This window comes from Desulfatibacillum aliphaticivorans DSM 15576, from assembly GCF_000429905.1.
Taxonomy (GTDB): domain Bacteria; phylum Desulfobacterota; class Desulfobacteria; order Desulfobacterales; family Desulfatibacillaceae; genus Desulfatibacillum; species Desulfatibacillum aliphaticivorans.
This window is the reverse complement of record NZ_AUCT01000021.1, coordinates 62,417-81,450: the sequence shown is the minus strand read 5'-3', so window position 1 is coordinate 81,450 and position 19,034 is coordinate 62,417. Positions and strand designations below refer to the sequence as shown.

General features: G+C 53.5%; 17 protein-coding genes. 6 read left to right on the top strand and 11 right to left on the bottom strand.

Translation table 11 applies throughout. The features are described 5' to 3' along the window. Positions 1–8: 8 nt before the first annotated feature. From mtnA to G491_RS0118070, 3 genes are all read left to right on the top strand, one after another. Positions 9–1,118 (top strand): S-methyl-5-thioribose-1-phosphate isomerase, encoded by a 1,110-nt coding sequence (mtnA, locus tag G491_RS0118080; RefSeq protein ID WP_015948495.1) that lies wholly within the window; start codon positions 9–11, stop codon positions 1,116–1,118. Between the two features lie 666 nt (positions 1,119–1,784). After that, entirely contained in the window at positions 1,785–2,846 is a 1,062-nt protein-coding gene (locus G491_RS0118075) for an RT0821/Lpp0805 family surface protein (RefSeq protein ID WP_015948496.1), read from the top strand. A gap of 168 nt (positions 2,847–3,014) precedes the next feature. Beyond that, positions 3,015–3,668: a TetR/AcrR family transcriptional regulator gene (locus tag G491_RS0118070; protein ID WP_028315586.1), complete on the top strand. Its 654-nt coding sequence runs from the start codon at positions 3,015–3,017 to the stop codon at positions 3,666–3,668. Positions 3,669–3,749: 81 nt separating this feature from the next. Here G491_RS0118070 and G491_RS0118065 read toward each other — a convergent pair whose 3' ends face one another. The 3 genes from G491_RS0118065 to G491_RS0118050 all read right to left on the bottom strand — a co-directional run bounded on the left by G491_RS0118065 (position 3,750) and on the right by G491_RS0118050 (position 6,393). Then, entirely contained in the window at positions 3,750–5,006 is a 1,257-nt protein-coding gene (locus G491_RS0118065) for a diguanylate cyclase (protein ID WP_028315585.1), read from the bottom strand. A 395-nt stretch (positions 5,007–5,401) separates the two neighbouring features. Then, positions 5,402–6,211, bottom strand: coding sequence for a DUF3786 domain-containing protein (locus tag G491_RS0118055; RefSeq protein WP_028315583.1), 810 nt, complete (start codon positions 6,209–6,211; stop codon positions 5,402–5,404). Further along, positions 6,208–6,393 carry a hypothetical protein gene (locus G491_RS0118050; protein WP_028315582.1) on the bottom strand — a complete coding sequence of 62 codons (186 nt, stop codon included), beginning with the start codon at positions 6,391–6,393 and terminating at the stop codon, positions 6,208–6,210. The genes G491_RS0118055 and G491_RS0118050 overlap by 4 nt, the downstream gene beginning before the upstream one ends. Before the next feature lie 243 nt (positions 6,394–6,636). Here G491_RS0118050 and G491_RS0118040 point away from each other — a divergent pair, with 243 nt between their 5' ends. Further along, positions 6,637–9,081 carry a serine/threonine protein kinase gene (locus tag G491_RS0118040; RefSeq protein WP_028315581.1) on the top strand — a complete coding sequence of 815 codons (2,445 nt, stop codon included), beginning with the start codon at positions 6,637–6,639 and terminating at the stop codon, positions 9,079–9,081. Positions 9,082–9,089: 8 nt separating this feature from the next. Here G491_RS0118040 and G491_RS0118035 read toward each other — a convergent pair whose 3' ends face one another. The 4 genes from G491_RS0118035 to G491_RS0118020 all read right to left on the bottom strand — a co-directional run bounded on the left by G491_RS0118035 (position 9,090) and on the right by G491_RS0118020 (position 13,107). Then, positions 9,090–10,370 carry a serine/threonine-protein kinase gene (locus tag G491_RS0118035; protein ID WP_015948501.1) on the bottom strand — a complete coding sequence of 427 codons (1,281 nt, stop codon included), beginning with the start codon at positions 10,368–10,370 and terminating at the stop codon, positions 9,090–9,092. Between the two features lie 37 nt (positions 10,371–10,407). Continuing rightward, positions 10,408–11,592 (bottom strand): DNA-methyltransferase, encoded by a 1,185-nt coding sequence (locus G491_RS0118030; protein WP_028315580.1) that lies wholly within the window; start codon positions 11,590–11,592, stop codon positions 10,408–10,410. A gap of 100 nt (positions 11,593–11,692) precedes the next feature. Continuing rightward, positions 11,693–12,511, bottom strand: coding sequence for an agmatinase (gene speB, locus G491_RS0118025; protein ID WP_169829464.1), 819 nt, complete (start codon positions 12,509–12,511; stop codon positions 11,693–11,695). A 50-nt stretch (positions 12,512–12,561) separates the two neighbouring features. After that, positions 12,562–13,107, bottom strand: a complete 546-nt coding sequence (locus tag G491_RS0118020) for a pyruvoyl-dependent arginine decarboxylase (RefSeq protein ID WP_028315578.1) — start codon at positions 13,105–13,107, stop codon at positions 12,562–12,564. Between the two features lie 154 nt (positions 13,108–13,261). Here G491_RS0118020 and G491_RS0118015 point away from each other — a divergent pair, with 154 nt between their 5' ends. Both G491_RS0118015 and G491_RS0118010 read left to right on the top strand, forming a co-directional pair. Then, positions 13,262–13,558, top strand: coding sequence for a hypothetical protein (locus tag G491_RS0118015; RefSeq protein ID WP_157468372.1), 297 nt, complete (start codon positions 13,262–13,264; stop codon positions 13,556–13,558). A 75-nt stretch (positions 13,559–13,633) separates the two neighbouring features. Next, positions 13,634–14,353 carry an enoyl-CoA hydratase/isomerase family protein gene (locus tag G491_RS0118010; protein ID WP_028315576.1) on the top strand — a complete coding sequence of 240 codons (720 nt, stop codon included), beginning with the start codon at positions 13,634–13,636 and terminating at the stop codon, positions 14,351–14,353. Positions 14,354–15,127: 774 nt separating this feature from the next. On the opposite strand, the gene epmA is transcribed toward G491_RS0118010, so the two are convergent. From epmA to pyk, 4 genes are all read right to left on the bottom strand, one after another. Further along, positions 15,128–16,027 carry an EF-P lysine aminoacylase EpmA gene (epmA, locus tag G491_RS0118000; protein ID WP_028315575.1) on the bottom strand — a complete coding sequence of 300 codons (900 nt, stop codon included), beginning with the start codon at positions 16,025–16,027 and terminating at the stop codon, positions 15,128–15,130. A gap of 67 nt (positions 16,028–16,094) precedes the next feature. Beyond that, the gene (gene efp, locus G491_RS0117995) at positions 16,095–16,658 is read right to left on the bottom strand and encodes an elongation factor P (RefSeq protein ID WP_015948510.1); all 564 of its coding nucleotides are present in this window, start codon (positions 16,656–16,658) and stop codon (positions 16,095–16,097) included. 194 nt (positions 16,659–16,852) lie between these two features. Continuing rightward, the gene (locus tag G491_RS0117990; RefSeq protein WP_028315574.1) at positions 16,853–17,479 is read right to left on the bottom strand and encodes a nitroreductase family protein; all 627 of its coding nucleotides are present in this window, start codon (positions 17,477–17,479) and stop codon (positions 16,853–16,855) included. A 31-nt stretch (positions 17,480–17,510) separates the two neighbouring features. Beyond that, a complete protein-coding gene (gene pyk, locus G491_RS0117985) occupies positions 17,511–18,908 on the bottom strand; it encodes a pyruvate kinase (RefSeq protein ID WP_028315573.1) in 1,398 nt (465 codons plus the stop codon). Between the last annotated feature and the right edge of the window lie 126 nt (positions 18,909–19,034).

Genomic DNA, 19,034 nt, shown 5'->3' with positions numbered 1-19,034 from the left:
CTGAAATCATGAATGTCAATGGAAAGTGGTACAGGGCCATATGGCCTAATGAGCACGACCCGGAAACCGTCGAGATTATTGACCAGCGCAAACTTCCGCACCGGTTTGAAATTGTGGGCCTGACCACCGTGAAAAAAACCATCCAGGCCATTCGCGACATGTACGTGCGAGGCGCGCCCCTGATCGGGGCCACGGGCGCCTGGGGAGTTTACCTTGCCGTGGTTAACATGAAGGATGCGGAAAATCCTCTCCAATATCTCAAGGAGGAGTGCTTTAAAATCAGCAACGCCAGGCCCACCGCCGTCAACCTGGAATGGGCGGTGAAAGCCATGGAAGCGGCAATCCTGGAAAAATCGAATGTGGAAGATTGGATAAAGGCCGCCTGGTCTAAAGCCATCGAGATTACGGAAGCGGAAGTGAAGAATTGCCGCCAGATCGGCGTGCACGGATCTCCGCTTATTGAAGAAATCAGTAAAAATAAGAATGGCAAGACGGTCAACATCCTCACGCACTGCAATGCGGGTTGGCTGGCCTGCGTGGACCACGGAACCGCCACGGCGCCCATTTACGCCGCCTTTGACAAGGGGATTGACGTGCATGTTTGGGTGGACGAAACCCGCCCCCTGAACCAGGGCTCCAGGCTGACCGCATGGGAATTGGGACAGCACGGAGTTCCCCACACCATCATTACCGATAACGCCGGCGGGCATCTGATGCAGCACGGCAAGGTGGATATGGTGATTGTGGGCACGGACAGAACGACCCATACCGGAGACGTGGCTAACAAAGTGGGAACCTATTTAAAAGCCCTGGCCGCCAAAGACAACAACGTTCCCTTTTACGTGGCGCTGCCTTCCAGCACAATTGACTGGGAAATGAAAAACGGCGTAAAAGACATCCCCATTGAAAACAGGGACCCGGACGAAGTCAGAAAGGTGTGGGGCCTGCATGACGGCCATCTTGTGGACGTATTGGTTCCGCCGGAGGAAAGCCCGGCCCTTAATGTGGCCTTTGACGTGACTCCCGCCCGTCTTGTAACCGGGCTTATTACGGAAAGAGGGCTTTGCAAGGCTTCGGAGGAAGGCGTGCGGTCGCTTTTTCCCGATAAAATGAAATAGCCTGCCATTTATGCTTTTCAAAAGAGGGGAAGGCCGGGGTTTCGGTCTTCCCCTCTTTTTTTGATACCGAAGCCAGGATGGTGGCAAGTTGTTTTCAGACAACTATCGATATTCCAAGGCAAATCCAAAATAACGCTGGGTCCCGGCTTGCGGGCCGATCCGGAAAAGCGGCCCACCCTTGCAGGGATGACGATTTATGCCGCTGCCGATGATAGTGGGTGGCCCAGGCAGAGCAGTATCCTGCCTGGGCGCGTTAGCGCAGTAGGAGCGGCCTTTGGGGTGAGAGAAACCATTAATCTGCTGCGGTCGAAAGCACTATCCAAAGACAAAAGCACAGATTCAACCAAATCCTAACGTCCGCCGAGCTTACCCTCCTTCTGTATTCTTTCCCGGTCGCACCTTTTGTTCTTCGAACCCAGGCAAAAAAAGCCTTGCCTGAGCCACCCTGTTCAGGCTGCCGCCGCCTTCTCGCATCCTATAATTCTTCCAAAGTAGGTCTTGAAAAATTGGAAAATACGATAACTACTCCAATGAGAGCAACTTGGCATGAGGGCTGTATAGCTTTACTGGCCGTGAATTTTAAAGATTTTTGCCCACACGGCGTAATATGTGTTATGTATCAGATTTCATGGAAATATTGGCGCTAATATCGAGTGGAGAATCTGCATGGAGAAGGGCGGAAAGATCGGAGTCATCCTATTATCGGCCAGCTTGTTTTTTCTTGGCCTGTCCATTTTTTATTTTTCCTATAAGGTTTCTCAAATCCATGGACAAATTCCCCAATTGTTAGCCCAGGTGGAATCCACCAGCCAACGCATAGAGCCCGTGATTCTGGAGGTTGCTCAAATCCGGGAGCAGGTTCCGGACATCATCAAAGAGGTGGAGCAAGTGCGCCTTACCGTCGACAAGGCCATTGCCGAGGTGGAGGCCTATCGGGCTATTATTCCGGAAGTTACGGCCGAGGCGGGCAGAATCCGGGAGCAGATTCCTCCCGTGCTGGAAGAGGTGGAAGCCACCCGGAAGATGATCCTGGCCATTGCGCCCCCGGACCCGGAGCGTAAAAAGAAACCCAAGGCCTCCATGCCTGAAATTCTTGCGGAAGTGCGGCAGGTGCGGGAGACAGTCCCGAAGATTCTGGCTGAGTCCAAGGCCATCAGGGAAGACGTGCCGAAGGTCATAGCCAGCCTGGACAAGGCCTCCGACGCGGTTCAGGCCGCTTCCACGGAGGTGAAGGAAACGCGGCCGCTGGTCCCCGGCATACTGGAGGAAGTGAAAACCACCCGGGAAGCGCTGCCCGGGCTTTTGGACCAGGCCGAGGCAATCACCCGGAACGCCCGCCAGGTTGGGGAGGAAGCCGGCCAGGGCGCCGTGGGCGGCATGATTACGGGCGTGCTTACCTCGCCCCTGAGACTCATGGAGTCCATGGGCTCCACCTTTACCGGCTGGATATGGCCGGATGAGCTGAAGGCCCTGACCGAGGAAGACAAAAAGCTGCTGGCTCAAAAATCGGCGGAAATCATCGAAAAAGATAAGATCGGAACCCTTAGAACTTGGAAAAATGCCAAAAGCGGCAACCACGGAACTATCAAACTTTTGGCAAAGGCTGACGAAAGTGGCAAAGAATGCAGGCTGTTGGAATTCAAAGGGGAAGTGGGAGGAGAAAAGCAAAATTTGATCCTAAGGCTTTGCAAGGATGAAAAAGGCGCATGGTCCGTCAGTGAAACATAATCCACCTCGGAATAAGCCCGCGCAGAAGGCGGCCTTTTTGCCTCCCACGGCTCCATTTTTGATGGGAGCTTGATTTTTCCTTTTCGGACAGGTAGATAATGGCCTTTGCGCCTCCCTGGCAAACCGGCCGGGAGGCATTTTATCAGCTTATTATTCTAAGGAAAGTTCATGTCGCTCAAAAGGGCCGTCAGTGACGGAGACAAACAAAAAAAACGCCAACTGATCATTGATACGGCCGCCAGGCTATTTCGCTCTTCCAATTTTCAGGACATAAAAATGATTGATGTGGCCAAAGCCGCCGGCATGGCCAAAGGAACGGTGTTTCTCTATTTTAAGACCAAGGAAGAGGTTTTTCTTGAGCTTTCCAAGCAGAATTTTTCCGTGTTTTTCACCCAGGCTAACGCAGCCTTGGAACAGGCCCTTGCCTCGGAAGAACCGCGATCGATGGATACATTCTCCGATTCGGTGACCGCCATTTTGGAAATGGCTCCTCTCATGCGTCCTTTGGCGTCCATCACCAGCGCCATCCTGGAACAAAACATCAGCTATGAAGCGGCTCTGGAGTATAAAACTTTTTTAAACTCCAATCTGGAACAAACCGGAAATATGATCGAACAGTATTTCCCGGCGTTGAAGCCAGGCGCGGGCGTGAAGATCCTGGTCTGGAGCTTTAGCCTGATGATCGGCCTGCAGCAGCTTTCCGAGCCTTCGGAAATTTGCAAGGAAGTCATGTCCAAGGCGCCCCTGCCCCATCTGGACATGGATTTTCACTCGGAATTCAGTAAGGTACTCAGGATATTGCTTGTCGGCTTGGGGTGTTGAAGCGCCGCTTTACTAAGCGGAATTGCGCTTGATTTTTTCCGGATTACTCCGCAGCTTCGCCTGGCAGCAAAAGGGTGCACGCTAACACGCGCTAATCAATTGCACATTATTTTTACCTGCGCGTTTGGCCTGCCGCAGCATTTGGTCCGCCTTCTTGATCATGATGTCCAGGGAGTCGCATAACTCGGTGCAGGCGCCCACGCTGATACTGACATTGACCTGTTGGCCGTCCACTTCTATGTATTTATTCTCCACGGCCGTGCGGATTCTTTCCAGGAGCGCGGGCACTTCGTTTTGGTCGGGATTCGCCATGATTATGCAAAACTCGTCCCCGCCGAATCGGGAGACGATGTCGGTTTCCCGGAAAGACTCCATGAGGGTGTCGGCCACGGTCTTGAGCACCTCGTCCCCCGCATCATGGCCGAAGGAATCGTTGACGCTTTTGAATTCATCCACGTCCAGCATGGCTACGGCGATGACCGTTTGATCGCGCATTGCCGAGGCATAGAGCTTTTGACCGTATTCAAAGAAGGACCTGCGATTGAACAGGTTGGTCAGGTAATCCCGGCTGGAAAGCTCCTTAACCCGTTTGATATGCCGCAGCAAATCGATGTTCTGGGTGATTCTGCAATAAAACTCCTCTGTCAAAAAGGGCTTGTTCAGAAAATCATTGGCGCCGCTTTTGATAAATTGGGCGGAAATCATGCCGCCGCCCTCCGTAGACACCCCAATGATGGCCAGTTGATCCCGGTTGTAGCGCCTGCGCAGCTCATTGGTAAGGGTTATGCCGTCCATTTCCGGCATATAGTAGTCTATGATCGCCATGCGGATGTCCGGATGCTCTTCCATAATCTCCAAGGCTTCCCGGCCGTTTTCCGCCTGAAAAATCTGGTATTGCCTCACAGAGAGCAATTCCGAGGCCATGGCCCGAAAAACCCGGGAGTCATCCACGACCAGAACTTTGGTTTCTCGGGCGTGAAAAATGTGACGAATCAGGGAAATGAGGTACTCAATGCTTTCGGGCCCGCCTTTGAGGACGTAGTCGACCACCCTCTTGGACCAGATAAAGTCCCGGGCGTCGTCCTCAAAAATTCCGGAAAAAACAATGGAGGGAATGTTCCAGGCCAGGACGCAATCCAAAATCTCGCCATCCGAGGCGTCCGGCAGGTTATAATCCAAAACGCTGACGCAAAAATCGCCGTTGTGCTTTTCAAGCAATGCCTGGGCGTCGGCCATGGTTTGGGCCCACATGACCTGGCACTCGAACTCGTCCTCTATGGCGGCTTTGACAGTGTCCCCAAACAAGGGGCTGTCTTCCACCAGCAACACCTTCTTCATTGGTTCCTCGCGGAGGGTTGTATTCTTCCTTAAGGAGGATAAACAACTATAGCAAAATGATAATTACAGGGATCCGCGGTTGTTAAAACTGCATACCACCGCCGGAGGCGGCGTTCTGATCCGGCTTCAGTTTTCCCGATAGTGAACAACGATTACCATGAAACCGAAAATGTGTCCATGCCTGGAAATGCCGACAAGGCTGGTCTTGATGGGATTTTTATAGGAGGAACGCGGGGTTTTCCTCCGGTTTAAGGGCGCACAGGCAGCATAGCTGCTTTCATATTGATAAAAACCAGAAATTGTTCCCAACAATACATCAAAATGCATCACTCGACAAAAAGGAGGCCCGGCAAAGCGCCGGGCCTCCAAAATCAAACATAGGGTTTAACAAGTCTCTACACGGCGACTCCATGTCGCAAAGCCAGCTTTTCGAACATGTTCCCAAGGCCTCCGCTCAGGGTGTACAAAGCCTGCGTCGGGAGATTTTTGTTTGCATTGGCGTCAAAAAACAGGTTGAAGTTGGACTCCATGCCGTCTTCCGGCCTCCAGTAGCAAACCATAATGGGAACCTTGGGCAAAACCTGCAGAACCACGGAGATGTCCGATTGATAAGCAGGCTCAACCTCTTTGCCGCCGAAAAGGTCCACCATGTCGGCGAAGAGATCGGGATAGGCGTCCGCCACCTTTCTAATAGGCTGTTCAACCCTTTGGACGAACAAGCCGTATAAGGGCTGCCCTCCCTCCAATTCCCGCAGGGAAATCCATTCCCCGGAGGGCTCCACCCCCTGGCCATGAAGCACATAGGCGAAAAAAGGCGCCGCCACCCAGGGGTTGACATGGATGTCTGTATGGATTTTGCCTGCGTTGTCCACGCCAAAGTCTTTTCCCAGGATTTTAAGGATCAATCGGCCATTGGCGTAGCGCCCCCCCAGGACCTTGGCCCTGGCCTCAAGATCCACATCCTTCATTTGCGCCCGAAACTCCTCCAGGGCTTTGTTAATTTCCTCACCGGGATCCACGGTTTTGGCCGGAGCCCCGCCTTCAGCCTCGGCCACGGCCGGGTCCAGACGAGGACAATCTTTCAGGTGGCTTCGGCCCTGAAAAACAGCCGCTGCAAAGGCCATGCATGTGGGATATCCGCATTCCCTGCAATTGGACTTTTCAAGCAGTTTGTAAATGTCTACGGTGCTTTTTTTCCCGCTCATATTTTTCCTCCTTGCAAACCAGGATCATTTATCCATCGCTGGGCATAATAAAAGCATTCCATTGCCGGAATGCAATCCCCCATATGGGGGAGAAATGCCAGATTTTGTTTTTTTGGGGGATCAAGATAGCCCGCAAAGGCGCCGATACCAGGAAAAGGCGCCGGATTGGATTGCAGATGCAAAAGGGAACCCCCTCCTTTATTTGGGGATGATAGGAATGATTGCCATTATTTTGACAAAAACGGATTCCTGTACTTCTCAAAATCGCCCCCATTCCAGTCTATTTAGTTGCGCCGGGCTTCGGCCCGTTTTTTGCATCCCGTAAATTCAGTTAATTTAACGACCATGCCTTCTTCAACCATCAGAGGGCGCGGCGTTCGGCCCTGGGTATAATCGGCATTCACTTTGTTCAGACAGGACCATCCATGCAATCTGCCGCCGCCAATGGATCAGGCTATAAAAAAGACAGGACGCCTGCTCAGGGGACCCAAGTCAAAATCGGCCGTTTTAAAATTTTAAAAGTATTAGGCAAAGGCGCCCAGGGCGTCGTCTATTTGGCCCAGGATCCCAATCTTGGCAGAGAAGTCGCCATAAAAACCCTGGATGCCTACCGGAATATCAGCCTGGAAAAACGGGAACGGCTTATCAAGGAAGCCAAAACCGTCAGCAAGTTGAAGCATCCCAATGTGGCCCCCTTGTATGAGGCCGGGTCGCACGGGGATCGCCCCTATCTTGTATTCGAGCATATCGAAGGGAAGCCCCTAAAGGAAATCCTCGCCCAGGAGAAGCCGTTGAAGGTGTCTCGGGCTGTCAAACTGATGATTAAAATCCTTGCCGGGGTTGGCAGCGCGCATAAGGCCGGCATTATCCACAAGGATCTTAGCCCCAACAACATCATGGTGGAGGAGGACGACACGCCCCGCATCATGGATTTCGGCATATCCATCATGATGACCGACGCCAAAAGCCAGTCCGGGCAAATGGCCGGCACAGTCAACTACATGTCGCCTGAGCATGGGGTTGAAGGGCCTTTAACCCCCCAGGCGGACATTTTTTCCCTGGGCGTGATCCTGTTTGAGATGCTAACCGGCAGGACTGCCTTTTCCGGCGAAAACGCCTACGCAGTGCTGTATCAGATTGCTTACGAAACGCCGCCCAAGCCGTCTTCCATCAACTCCAACGTAGACGACAAGCTGGACCGCATTGTGCTGAAAGCGTTGGAAAAAGCCCTGGAGAACAGATACTCCTTCGCCGATGACATGAAAGCGGAATTGGAAGCCTGGCTGAAATCCGACGAAGACGGGCATGGCATGGGCGGGAATCCGGAATCCAACAGCGCTGTGGAGTTCATTCTGAAACGCATGCGCTACAAAAAGGATTTCCCGACTTTTTCCTCCAATGTCATTGAGATCAACAAAAAAGCCTCCATGGCCGGCAGTAACATGGCCTCGGCGGCCGACCTTTCCCGGGTGATTCTCAAGGATTTTTCCCTGACCAACAAACTCCTGCGTTTGGTCAACTCCGCCTTTTACGGACAGTTCGCCGGCAAAATAACCACTGTCAGCCGCGCCGTGGTGGTTCTGGGCTTTGAAGAAGTCCGCATGGCCGCCGCCAGCCTCATGCTTTTCGATCACATCCAGAACAAAAGCCAGCGGGAGGACCTGAAGGACGCTTCCGTCAAGGCCTTTATGAGCGGCATGATCGCCAAGGAAATTGGAGACAGCATGCAGATGAAGGGAGTGGAAGAAGCCCTGGTCTGCGCCATGCTGCACAATCTGGGCAGGCATTTGGCCGCCTTTTATCTGCCTGACGAGTATGACGAAATCAAAAAACGGATGATCCAAAAGGATCTTAGCGAGAAGCACGCCTCCAAATCCATTCTGGGCGTTTCGTTTGAAGAACTTGGCATGGCGGTGGCTAAAAACTGGAAGTTCCCGGATAAAATCGTCCAGACCCTGCGCACCCTGCCGCCCGGAAATGTGGATCGCCCCAAAACTCCGGAGGAAATGCTGCGGAATCTATCCAATCTCTCCAATGAGGTCTGCGAGGCTGTGAGCAATTCCAAAGGAAACGACAGAAAAAAAGTACTGGATAGCATAGCCCGGCGCTACCAAAAAAGCGTTCCCCTTTCCACCAAAAAAATTGAGGGCCTGCTGCACGGCGCCAAGGATATGATCGGAAAATACGCCAATATCTTAGACATTGACGTCCAAAAAAGCCCTTTCATCAAAGCCATTGAAGATGAAGGCATTGCAACGGTCGTTCCGGCTGCAGAAGCCGTTCCAGGCGCCCTTCCCGGCGCGCCTTTACCCGGCGCCCCCCTCCAGGAGCCCTCCCTCTCCGAGACCCAGGAGCAGGTCAGCGTGCTGATCACGGGCATCCAGGAAATCACCAACGCCATGTTGGAGGAGTACAAACTCAACGACATGCTTTTTATGGTGCTGGAAACCATGTATCGGGGTTTTGGCTTTCAACGGGTGTTGTTTGCGGTCATGAACAATACAAAAACCACGATGACCGCCCGTTTCGGCTTTGGCCTGGACATGGACAATCTGCTTAAAAAATTCAGCTTTGACGTGGGCGCCCCCAATAACCCCAGGGATGTGTTTCAGTTGTGCGTCGCACAAAAAAAGGACATCAGGATCGACGACATAAAAATACTGCACGAAAAGGGCAAGCTGCCCAAATGGTATATCGACGCCGTCCTGGCGCCCGCTTTCGCCCTGTACCCCGTGGTGGTCAATAACCAGTGCATCGGCATGTTCTACATGGACCGGGAGCAGCCGGGCGTGGTCATCGGCGGCGAGCACCACAACTACATCAAAACCCTGCGCAACCAAGCGGTCATGGCCATTCGCCATGCAAGGTAGAAGATTTTTTAAGAGAATCTGCGGACCAGGATGGTTGCGAAATTTTTGAAAAAGCGGAGTTGGACGGGCGGGGGCGAACGGTCAAATAAGGTGGCGGAAATGCGCATGAGCATGCAGTCGGTGTCGGCGGTGACTGTGGCCACCCGGGGCTGGCAGGCGATAAAAGCCATTTCGCCGAAGCATTCTCCGGAACTGAGTACGGCCACCTGCTGGCCGCTTTTTGATATTTTCGTTCTGCCGGATAAAATTATGAAAAAATGGTCGTCAATCTCTCCTTCCTTGACGATATCCTGCCCTTTTTCAAACTTCAGGATTTCCCCAACATTGGCCACCTCAGCCACCTGTCCTTTTGTAAAGTTCCGGAAAAAAGGCACGTTATGGATGAAGTCGATGGCGTCCTGCACCTTATCCTTTTTGGGAGCGCGGGAATGGCCCAGGCCCCTGAGTACGAACTTGAGGTCGTAGGCGAAGTCCATGCAGCTTTGGTAACGATCTTGCTTTTTCTTGGCCAGGGCTTTTTTCAGGATTTGATCCACGGCCGGGGGCAGGTCCTTACGAAGGGTGGAGATGGGAGGCGGCTCTTCGTTGGTGACCTTATACATGATGGAAAAATTGTTGTTTCCGGGAAAAGCCTGCTTGCCGGTCAATATTTCGTAAAACACGCACCCCAGGGAAAAAATATCGGAAAATGGGCCTATGTCCTCTTCCTGAAGCTGTTCCGGGGACATATAGCTGGGGGTGCCCCAGACGCCCATCTCAGAGGTTTCCTCGGTCATCTGGGCGGTGCCGAAATCCGTGATTTTGGCGTTGCCCATGACGTCCACCATAATATTGGAAGGCTTGATGTCCCGATGGATGATGCCTTCCTTGTGGGCGTAATCAAAGGCGTTGACCACCGAAAACATGGTTTCCAGGGCCTGGCGGGGAGGCAGGAGCTTTTTGGCGCGGCAGACCTTTTCCAGGGTGTGGCCTTCCACGTACTCCATGGTGATGTAGCAGAACTCGTTGTACACCCCCAGGTCATAGACCGCCACGATGTTTGGGTGGTTCAGGCGGCCGGCGGACTGGGCTTCCACAAAAAAGCGCTCCTTGCCTCGTTCGGAGGTGGGGCGGGAGATCTTAATGGCGACGTACCGTTTGATGTAGGGATCGCGCCCCAGATATACAATGCCTGCAGCGCCTTGCCCAATCTTATAGATAATTTCGTAGCGGCCGACTTTTTTTAAGTCCGCAAGCCCCGCCAGAAACGAATCATCCAGCTTGGATGGTTTGTTTGGGCTATCTGCCATTGAGTTGCTTACTCCCGAATTCCTTAAGCCAGCCTGTTCAATCGAAAAGAGAGGTCTGAACGAGCGGACTTTTTGATTTTTTGGACTTTTCCAGTCTCTTGGGCTTTGGTGCGGTCTTTTTATTCCCATCGAAAAGCCGCGTCCAGTCCTGCTTTTCTTCAGTTGCTTCCAGGAGGCCGTGCTCTGCTGAAAAGCAGCCGTTTCCGGTCTTTTTCAGGCTTGTCAACCCGTCCAAAACCAGTTCTTTTTCCTGGCCTGTTATCACAGGAAATCCGTAGCAGGTATTTTTGTGGCGAAAAGCCCCCTTGTCTTCAAATCTTTTTAGTACGAAATCCACATGGCGTGCAAGTCTTTCTTCCTGGCGCTTGTTGGCGAAGCCCGTAAAATTCGAGGCTTCGGGCGAAAAGACGCGGCTCAGTTCCTCGTCCTGCTCGTAGGCTATAGAGTTTCTTCCACAGGCCATGGCCGCCAGGATGGTCGTGCCCAAGCCTCCAAACGGATCGAGCACCGCGTCTCCTTTGGCGGAGTACATGTTGATCAGGCGAAAAGGCAATTCAAAAGGAAAGGCCGCGCTGCGCTCCCGGAGGTTTTTTTCGCCGATCTCCTGACGGGCGCCTTTCAAATCCATCCACACGTCGGAAAACCAGGTGTTCCGCTCTTCCCAAAAATAGGCGCTGTTTTGCCTGTTTTGCTTTTCCACGCCTTTAAACTCCCGCTTGCCGCCCTTGCGGGCCACCAGGATGAATTCATGCTCAAGCGTCACATACGCCCCGCCGGGCAGCATGCCCGAGCCCATGAATTTGTTGGGTGCGTTGGTTTGCTTTCGCCAAAGGATTTCCGGCAAGATGCTGAACCCCAAATCCGTCAGGCTGGAAAGAATTCGTGCGTGATTTGGGTATAGGGAGAACTCCCCGTCTATGCTGCGCGTAGCGTCCCCGATGTTGATGCATAAAATGGCCCCGGATTTCATAACCCGGAAGCATTCGGCCCATACCTTATCCAGAATAACATGCATGCGTTCATAGGCTTTTAAGCCGTATCCGCGCTCCAGTAGATTGCCGATTTCCTGGTCCTGGGCGGAAAAAATCGCGTCCCACATCTGTATCATGGGATAGGGCGGAGAGGTCACAACCAGATCAATGCTTTGATCCGTGATTTCTTTCATGGCCGTGGAATCGCCATGGATCATCTGATGGATGGTCGCATAAGGGTAGTCAGGCATTGGGCGGCATTCTCCGTGGTCTGTTTTTACGGGAAAAAACGGTCGCAGCTTGGACCCGGCAACTATGACACATCAGAACAAATAGATAAAGCTGGGGAAGCTATCCAAAGCAATACACGAAGATTTTTTGGGCCAGGCGGGCGGCGGTGTATTCCGAAACGTGGGTATGGGGGATGACCGCCAGTTCATTGATGTCCGCAGCTACCACATTTCTCCGGGCGCCCAGGCCGCGAATCAGGTCCAGCGCCTGGCGATAGGACAGGCCGCCCGGCTCCGGGGTGCCTGTGCCGGGAATCACCGAGGGATCCAGGCCGTCCAGGTCCAGGGTCAGATAGACGTTTTCAGGCAGCAGGCTGACAACCTGATCGATCCACTCGTCGTCCTTGGGATCGATTCCATGGGCCAGAAAAACCTGATGGCCGGTCTGGCGGGCGAAATCCCTTTCCTCGGCGCTGAAGGACCGGATGCCCACGGCCACGGAGGGGATTTTGTCGTCCCCCGCAAGGCGGCGCATGACGCAAGCGTGATTGAACTTGCTGCCGTTCCAGGAGTCGCGCAGATCCATGTGTGCGTCGATTTGCAGGATGCCCATGCCGGGATACGCCTTGGCTGCCGCCCTGGCCGTTCCTATGGTCACGGCATGGTCGCCGCCCAGGGAAAGCAAACGTTTTCCCTTATCAAGAATGGCTTTGGCCGCCGCTTCAATCTCCAAAACGGCCTTTTCAGGCTCCGGGGAGATGGACGGCGGCCGGCAGGTGTGGATTTTCAAATCCGTCCATTCCTGGCCGGTTTCTTCATCCACGGCTTCCATTTGGGTGGAGGCGTCCAGAATATGATAGGGTCCGTCCTGGCTGCCCTCGCCATAGGATGGATTGGCTTCATAGGGCAGGGGGAGCACAACTATCCTGCTGGACTCCAAGTCCGTTTCCGGAACCTCGCCTCCTCCGAATGGAACAAAGTGCGGACGCATCACAACACGAAAATAGCCGCTGCCAGCACCGTGGTCCAGAGGTTGCCTTCGGCGCCCAGGGCGGCCTGGCTGATATGCTGGCTTTCCACGATCTTGCCGCTCATTTTGTATACTTCCCGGCGTTCGTCGTAGTCTTTGTCCGAGTCAAACTCAATGCCCAGGGTGGTGGCCAGCATTTCGGCCGCCAGGTCCTCGGCGTATTCCCCGGCTTCCAACTCGGTCTGGCCGAAGCCATGATGTTCGGACAAATATCCGTAACGGCCGGACTCCGCAGGAATGGCCAACCCAACGCTGGAGAAGACCCTGCGGCCGGGCTCCATGGTGTCTTCCCGGGCCATGACGCAAAAGGTTATTTCGCCGGGATGCAGCAGGGACAGCCCCTCTTCAATGGTCACGATTTCACAATGCGGCGGAAAAATGGAGGAAACCGACACCAGGTTGAAGTGCGCGATTTTTGCGTCTCTAAGCGCTTCTTCAAATGAGGCCAATTTTTCCTTGTGCGTTCCGACCCCCTTGGTAAAAAACATACATCTGGGCACCATCATGGCATAATGCTCCTTTACTCTTTGGATTTTTTAATGAATATCTATTGCCATGAATGTAATAAAATTACAATAAAGGCCAACGACGGGGGTTACATACGGTCTGGGAGCCCATTTGTCAATGGAAATATGCACCCGCAAAAAGGAGTTTTACCCATTGAAAATATTAATAGATATTTCGAAAAAGTGCATTCAGGGCGGCTCTCGCAGAGCCTATGAAGACCGTCTTTCCGCCTGCTTGAAGGCTTCGGCCGAAAACCTGGATTCTTTAGAGCAGGAAATTGACGCTTTGAAAAATTTTTTGGAAACCGCCGACTTTAGCCATCTGCGCTCCACCCATCCCGCCTTGGCCGGCGGCGTGGAAAGCCAGGCCACGCTGCATTATTCGGAAAAATCAGGCTTTGAAATTGAAGCGGCCGGGGAAATCATTCCTGTGCCTTTATCAAGCAAATAAGCGGGTTCTGATTGACGCGGACGGGTGGTTTGTGGAACAAAAAGAAAAACTATTTTGTTCTGAGAGGAGAGCATTATGAGCATTGCCAGTCTGACATATGATGAGACCGTAGCCGTTATAACCATGGATAACGGCGAAAACCGCCAAAACCTGGAATTCGCCAACGCCATGAACAAGTGCTTCAAAGACGCCTTGGATAACGAGGCGACCACCGCCATTATTATTACTTCGGGCGGAGAGAAGATTTTTTCCGCGGGCGTGGACCTGGATTGGCTGGGCGGCCGTCTTCAGGCGGGAGATACGGACTCCATGAAGGCCTTCATGTACGGCATGAACGAGGTGTTCAAAAACTGCCTGCTGGCGCCGGTTCCCGTCATCGCCGCCATAAACGGCCACGCCTTCGGCAACGGCGCCATGCTTTGCTGCGCCTGCGACTTCCGGTTTATGAAATCCGACCGGGGCTTTTTCTGCTTCCCCGAGGTGGACGTCAACATCCCCTTTATGCCCGGCATGATCGCTTTTTGCAAAAAGTCCATCCCCTACCACAAGTTCAATGAGTGGAAGCTGACCGGTAAAAGGGTGGCCGCCCAGGAACTGGAAGAGAGCCACGTCATCCAAAAAGCCTGCGCCGACAAGGAAGAACTGCTTGCAGAAGCCATGGCCTTCGCCAAGACCTTCAAAAAGGGACGCCCGATCTTTGGAGAGCATAAAAAACGGCTGCACAAGGAAATCATCGCCGTTATGGAAAAGGAAGATCCTGAGTACATCGAGCCATTGAACCTGATGGCGTCGTAGCTGAGTTAAAATATTCATGTGAGGAAAACCGCCGGCGCCCTTGCGCGTCGGCGGTTTTTTTTATGAATCCAGGGAAGCCTATCAGCGCCCCAAAACATCCGCCCTCATTCTCATACTGTGCACCTAAAATATTTCATGAAACCAAACAGGCATAATTATGCAAAAAACGTCCATGGGTAGCCCGGGCAGAGCAGTATCCTGCCCGGGTGCGCCAGCACATGTCGTGTAAACCTGATCCGTCAACAGAATTCCAGGTTTTCTATTGAAAGGGAGGCCTTCCCGACGTCCGCACTCGCCCCCATGCTTCGCGCGAGAATATATATAACTATCTTAAATCATATTGTTTTTTAAATATTAAACCGTAACTCACCCCCCCCAAGGTGAGGTTTTCGATGGCGTCGTACGCCCGCCGACCAATACCTATTTCAACTATCTTTCCCGGTCGCACCTTTTGTTCTTACGAACCCAGGAAGCACACTACGCTTCCTGGGCCACCCGGAAAACCGCCCAATTTGATTTGTAGCGTCAGGCCCCCGGCGCCTGCCCCATTTCGCGCACCGCGCGTCCCAATGCAAACATACGCAGGAATTCAATCAGGTCATTCCGTCCGCTGATCTTGCCCGGTTTATAACCCTCTTTTCCGGTCGCGCTTATTGGCCTGCGGCCCCTGGCATTGCATGCCAGGGCTGGCCTAATATATGGTATTGACGTGAATAAAATTCAGCCGTCGCTGATGATGGGCGATCCATACAAAATCAATGATGCCAGAGGGAATTATAACTCTTCTGGTGTGAAGGCGCTGATTTGGGCGATGTCGGCGGCGCCGGCGAATAGCATGGCCAGCCTGTCAACGCCCAGGGCGATTCCCGCGGAAGGGGGCATGGTTTCCAAGGCACGGAGAAATTTTTCGTTGGATGGATAGGGCTTTTTTCCCGCCAGGACGCGTTCTTCCTCTTCCATTTTAAAGCGCTCAGCCTGAACAACCGGATCCACAAGCTCGGAAAAAGCGTTGGCCATCTCCATGCCCCCGATATAGAGTTCAAAACGCTCGGCAAGATTAGGATCTTCCGGCTTGGGCCGGGCCAGGGCGGCCTTTTTTATGGGGTAGTCGTACAAAAAGACAGGATCAAGCCCTAAAGAGGGCTCCACCTCAAAGGCCATGACTTCGTCAAAGCGGTCTGTTTCCAAGGCCTCTTCTGCGGACATCCCTGCATATTTTCTGAACGCGTCCGACACGCTCTCCCGCCGCCACGACGGAGAAGCGTCTATCCTTTTCCCCTGATAGACCAAAGGCGCTCGATCCGGCATGGATTCCAGGCAAAAGGCCAGCAGGTTTTCGCAGTCCGTCATCAACTGATTATAATCCGCGTCCGTCCTGTACCATTCCAGCATAGTGAACTCAGGCAGGTGGCGGGCGCCCAGTTCCTCGGCCCGAAAAACCCGGCAGATTTGAAAAATCTTTTCGTACCCCTGGGATAAAAGGCGTTTCATGCAGGATTCGGGGGAGGTGTGGAGATACCAGTCCAGGGATGGCACGGCATCAATATGGGCTTCGGGAATGGGAGCCGGGATGCGGATGGGCGTCTCAACATCCAGGAATCCCTGGCTGCGGAAAAAGCGCCTGATGTGAAAAAGCAGGTCCGCCCGGATTTGCAATTGCTTTAGGCCGGCCAAATCGTTCCCCCAAAAACAACGGGGGCCGAAAAAGCCCCCGAATCATGCCGCGTTTTGAATGGCGCCGTTATTTTTTCACCCGGGTTACGTAGGCGCCGGTGCGCGTATCCACCTGAATGATGGTGCCTTCTTCCACAAACGGCGGAACCTGGAGCACCATGCCCGTTTGCAGGGTGACCGGTTTGGAGTCGCCGGCGACGGAGTCGCCCTTGACCCAGGGATCGGCCTGGGTGACTTCCAGTTCCACAAAGTTAGGCAGGGTGATGCCGATGGCTTTGTTTTCAAAGAACAGGATATCCATTTCCAGGTTGTCGATCAGGTATTCCTTGGCGTCGCCCACGGCTTCTTCCGTAAGCATGACCTGGTCGTAGGTTTTGACGTCCATGAAATAGTATTCGTCGCCCTGAGCATACAAGTACTGCATTTTCTTTTCTTCCAGGGCGGCCGGTTCGAACGTGTCGCCGGAGCGGTAGGTTCTTTCCAGCAGGGAGCCGGTCATGAGATTGCGCATTTTGCATTTATAAAAGGCAACCCCCTTGCCAGGCTTGACGAACTGAACCTCCAACATTACGTAGGGCTCCCCTTCAATCATCAGCTTGGTATTTTTTCTTAATTCGCCTGCGTTAATCATGCATACAACCTCTCCATAGTTTATTCCCGGCCTTAACGAACCTGAACCGAGTGATTTTTTGGAGCGTAAAATAATGGATTTATACGCCTCTGTCAACAGCCTGGAAAAAATGCAAAAATCCCCGATGCCGCGGCGCTGCCTTAAAACAGCGCCGCGGTTCAGCTTGAAACATTTTTTTGCGCCGTCTCCTTCATCTAAAAGGAGACGACAATATCTTCAAAGGACTTCCGCCATTTCGGAGCGGGGTATTCTTTGGACTCGTCAAAGTAGCCGATGGACATAATCAGCGGAATCCAATAGTTTTCCGGGATATTGAATTCCTTTTTCACCCCGTTGTGGTCGAACCCGTCCATGGGATGGGATTCCAGGCCCAGGCTTTTGGCCGCGTACATCAGGGACATGCCGAAAAAGCCGGCGTTTTTGACGGCAAAGGCCTGCATATGATCCTGGCTCGCGCCGTACAGGCTAACCATGGTCTTGGCCAGGCCCGTCTTATTGGCCTCGGGCATTCCGGACTTGACCATTTCGGCGAAATTCATTTCAAAGGACTTGTCGCCCTCTTTCCAGGCGTTCCGATCCCCCAGCACCATGAACACCACCGGAGCGTCCGTGATCTTGGGCTGGTCAAAAGCCAGCTTCCTCAGCCGGGCTTTGTCATCCGGGTCTTCCAGGATCATGAGGCTCCACGGTTGCAGGTTATAGCTGGACGGGGACTGGGCGGCCATTTCCACCAGTTCCCGGATGGTTTTTTTAGGCACCGGTTTGTTCGGATCGAAAAAATTCGCCGCTCTTCGCGTTTTGACTATTTCTGCAAAATCCATAGGTTGTCTCCCTCGTCTTAATAAGCTCGGTTCAAAGCTGCATAACCCTCAGCATATTAGTCGTGCCCGCCCCTCCGATAGGATGCCCTGCGGTGATTACCACAAGGTCTCCTTTTGCAATCAGGCCATGGTCCAAGGCCGCCCTGGCCGATGAATTGATCAGTGCGTCCGTGTCTTTGGGCGACGACACCAACACCGGCGTACATCCCCAATATAAGGACAATTCCCGCACTGTCGACTCGTTGGGAGATAAGGCCACAATCTTTCTTTGGGGCCTGAAATGGGATATTTTCTTGGCGGTCAGGCCGGATGCCGTGGCCGCCAGGATGGCGGAGGCTCCCAAATGCTCGGCCAGAACGCAGGAAGCATGGGCCACGGAGTCGGCCATGTCTTTTTCCGGATGCTGCTTCAAGCGGTGTTCGTAAGAAAAGGTTTCCTCCGCCTTTTTGGCGATTCGGGCCATGTATTGCACCGCTTCAATGGGGTAGGCGCCCATGGCGGTTTCCTCCGAAAGCATGACCGCGTCCGTGCCGTCCAGAACCGCGTTGGCTACGTCCGTGGCTTCCGCCCTGGTTGGCCGCGGAGAATCCACCATGGACCGAAGCATCTGGGTGGCGGTGATGACCGGCTTGCCCAGGGCGTTGGCCTTGCGGATCAGTATTTTCTGGTAAGTGGGAACTTCTTCCAGGGGGACTTCCACGCCCAAATCGCCCCTGGCCACCATGATTCCGTCTGCCTCATTGAGGATTTCGTCTATATTGGCGATGGCCTCGTGCTTCTCGATTTTGGCGATGACCGGGGCCCGGCGGCCGATCATCCGATCTTTGACCATGCGGATGTCCGCGGCGGACCGGACAAAGGAGACGCCCACGTAGTCCACGCCCTCGTCCATGCCGAAGTCCAGGTCCAGGATGTCCTTCTCCGTCAAGGCGGAGGTCTTTAAGGTGCGGGTAGGCAGGTTGATCCCTTTGTGGGAGGTGAGCACGCCGCCGGTAACCACCCGGCATTCCACGCAAGTAGGTCTGGCGTCAACCACTTCCAGCTCCAGGAGGCCGTCAGCCAGCAGAATGGGGTCGCCGGCCTCCACCTCCTCAGGAAGATCCGGATAGGTGACGGAGACCCCGTGTTTGTCGCCCTTGCCGTCTTCAGAATACAGGCAGAACAAGTCTCCGACCTTGAGGTGGATTCCTTCGGACGGCAGGTCGCCCACCCGGATTTTAGGCCCGCCCAGATCCTGCAGGATGGCGACGGGAATGCCCAGTTCACTGGAAATGGCGCGGAGGTCGGCAATTTTTTTGGCGTGCTCCTCGTGCGTGCCGTGGGCGAAGTTGATCCTGGCTACGTTCATGCCGTTTTTAATCAAGGCCCTCATGACCTCCGGCGAATCGCTGGCAGGCCCCAGGGTGGCCACAATTTTGGTGTAAGGCATGGTTCATAGTCTCCTTTTATTTTGGTAGGTCGCAGGCCGTTAAGTGAGCGGCTTTAAAGGAGACATCTTATCAGGGGAAGGGCGAGAGGACAAGATAATGAGGACCGGCGCCCGCCGGTCCTCATA